The sequence below is a fragment of the Streptomyces spongiae genome, from assembly GCF_009377185.1.
Classification (GTDB): domain Bacteria; phylum Actinomycetota; class Actinomycetes; order Streptomycetales; family Streptomycetaceae; genus Streptomyces; species Streptomyces spongiae.
Window position 1 is genome coordinate 1 of record NZ_VJZC01000875.1, and the last position, 2,924, is coordinate 2,924.

General features: G+C 71.2%; 1 protein-coding gene and 1 pseudogene. One reads left to right on the forward strand and one right to left on the reverse strand.

What is annotated here, in order from left to right; all coding sequences use genetic code 11:
* On the reverse strand, window positions 1–1,709 hold a 1,709-nt coding region (locus FNH08_RS48080; RefSeq protein ID WP_152778211.1), incomplete at its 3' end, for a toxin glutamine deamidase domain-containing protein.
* Window positions 1,710–1,968: 259 nt separating this feature from the next.
* Here FNH08_RS48080 and FNH08_RS48085 point away from each other — a divergent pair.
* Window positions 1,969–2,924: pseudogene (locus FNH08_RS48085) on the forward strand (hypothetical protein); the annotation flags it as partial.

A 2,924-nucleotide genomic window follows, 5' to 3' on the forward strand; every position in this document is an offset into this window, starting at 1 on the left:
GGTGTGGTGTCACGGGTGGCCGTGGCTGGGAGCGGGTCCTGGTGCGAGGGGTCGTCGTTGGACTGGTGGTCGGAGTCCTCGGTGGGGGTGTGGTCCGGGGTCTCGGCCGAGCTGTGGTCCGGGGTCTCGCTTGAGGGATCCGACTGGGTGGACTGGTGGTCCTGGTTCTGGTCCTCGTCCTGGTCCGCCTCTGCCGAGTCGTCGGCCGTGTCCTGGTGCTGGGACGTTTCGGCTTCCTCGTGGGAGGTGTCCGTGTCGTGGTTCTCGGTGGTGTCGGTTCCCTCGTGGGGCGTGTCCGTCCCGTGCTGGGTGCCGTCGGTTCCGTCCCCGTCCTGGGATGTGTCCGTTCCGTCCTTGGAAGCGTCGGTGTCCTGCTCGGACGTGTCCGTTCCCTGCTGTGATCCCTCGGTCTCGGCCTCGGCCCCGTTCTGCGACGTGTCCGCCCCCTGCTCGAAGTCCTGGGAACTCTCGGAACTCTCGGAGTTTTCAGCGCTCTCGGAGTTCTCAGAGTCCCCGGAATTCTCGGCGTCCTCCGCGTCGGACTGGGTGGTGTCGATGGGATTCCGGTCGGCGTCCAGCGGGATGTGCCAGACGTGTTCCGCCTGGTCGAGGTGGAGGGGCTGGTTGCTGACCTGGCCGCTCTGGGTGTCGATCCAGACGATGTTGCCGTTGTGGTTGACGACGTTGAAGGCGTGGCCGCCTCCGCCGTTGGGCCAGTCGACCTGGACGATGGCCGCCGATCCGGGACCGGACTGCTGGAGGACCGACGCGATGTTGTTGGCGGTCTCGGGGTCGCCGCCGGGGCCCGCGTACGTGTGGGCGGCGCCCGTCCAGCGGATCTGGTTGTCGTTGGCGTTGTCCTCGGGGGTGAACGGGTCGTGGTTGCCGTTCTCGTCGTAGTCGGGGGTCCGGGCGGCTGAGACCTGGGGGTTGCCGTACCAGGTCTCCAGGAAGGAACGGGAGCAGTCCGCACAGTTGTTGCTTCGTCCGGGGACCTGGCTGCCGCCGTCGTTCTGGAGCTGGGACCAGGAGCCGAAGGGGTCGGGGAAGCGTTCCGGGGTGCCGTCCTCGTCGTGCGGGACGGCGTCGACCAGTGCCTGCTGGTCGGCCGGGTCGGGATCGGACAGGCCACCCGGGTAGTGGTCCAGGTCGCCGCGGATGTCCTCCAGGCTGTCCTGCTGGGGCTGTTGCTGCTGGTGGTTCGGGTCGCCGGGATTGGCCTGGGGCGAGCCCGGCTGGTGGGGTGTGCCCGGGGTCGCGTGTGACGGTGGCGTCGAGGAACTCGGGGTCGTGACGACCGTGTGGATCGGGACCGCCGTCACCTGCTGGTTCTGTTGCTGCTGCGGGTTCGGCGGTGTGTTCTGCGGCGTGTGCGGCTGCGCGGCCGGCTGCTGCGGGGCGTTGGGTGTGTTCGGCGTGTTGGGGGTGCCGGGGGTGCTGCCCGCGGGCTGCTGAGGTGGCCTGGTCGGGGTGCCCTGCGTACCAGTGCTCGGCTGGTTGTGGGTGCCGGGCGTGCCCGGAGTGCTGCTGCTCGGCGTGGAGGCCCTGTCAGAGCCGTGGCCAGTCCCTGTGCCGGTTGAGGTCGAGGGCGTCGAAGGCGTCGTCGGGGTGCTCGTGGACGGCGAGGAGGTCCTGGGGGACGACGACTGGGCCGGGTTCTGGTTCGGGGTGCTCGTGTTCGGGTTCTGGCCCGGCGTGGACGTACGCATGCCGGTCGGGTCCGAGCCGTTGCGGGGCGGAGTGCGGTCACCCGGGGTGCGGTCGCCCGGAGTGCGGTCACCCGGGGTGCGGTCGCCCGGAGTGCGGTCACCCGGGGTGCCACCGGGCGTGTTCCGGTTCGTGGTGCCATCACCCGGCGTCGTACCGGGGGTGGTTCGGGGCGTGGCCCCGTCGGTCAGGTTGGTACCAGGGGTCCGCTGGGTCGGTATTCGGCCGTCAGGCGTGCCAGTTGTGCCAGGCGTGCTCGTCGTGCCAGGAGTACGACCGTCCGCGACACCGGGTATTCGGCCGTCCGTCGCCGGAGTCGTCCGTGGCGTCGTCGCCGGAGACGTGGAACTCGGAGTGGACGCGGGCCCCGTCCCTGTGGGAGACGGCGTACCGGCCGAAGGGTTCCTTGCCGCGCCGGAGTTGGGCGTCGGGCTGCTCGGGCTCGTACCCGAGGGGGCGCTGCCGGACGTACCCCCGCCGTGGTGCGTACCGGGCACGGCCCCGCCCCCGGTGGAGGGCGCCACCGGCGACGACGGTATGGACGAACCGCCGTCCGCACGGCCCCCGGTACCCGCGGGCGACGGGTCACTCGCCGTCGGCGTAGCGGTGGGCGCCGCGTTCGACTGGGTGGGGACGCTGGCCGCCAGGCTGTCGATCGAGGTCCCGATCGCGCCGCCGCTCGGCGAGGACGACGTACCGCCGGACGATGCGGCAGCCGGGGCGGAGTGCGCGGTCGGTGACGAGATACCGGAGACCGACGAGCCGCCGCCGGTGTGCGAAGGGCCGGACGTACTCGGAGTGGAGGACGCACCGCCCGAGTCCGAGCCACCGGTTCCGCCGGGCGAGGGGTCGTCGAAGTCCGACAGCGACGGCCCGTTCAGCACGGGCGTCGGCCTCGGAGCCGGGGCGTCCGAGGACGAGTTCTGGCCGGAGTCGGACCCGGATCCCGAGTCGGAGCTCGGGCCCGCACCCAGGTCCGGCGCGGCTATGCCGCCGCCGCCCGTGTCGGCGGATATCCCGTTGCCTATGTTCACGCCCGAGCCGTTACCGGAACGCGTCGACGTGGACGAGTCCGACGAACCGGAGCCGTTGGAGTCCGAGTTGGAGCCCGAGTTCGAGCCGGAGTTGGACGACGAGGAATCGGAGGACGAGTCCGACGACGAGCTCGACGAAGAGCCCGAGGACGAGCCCCCGTCACTCCCAGAACCCCCAGAGCC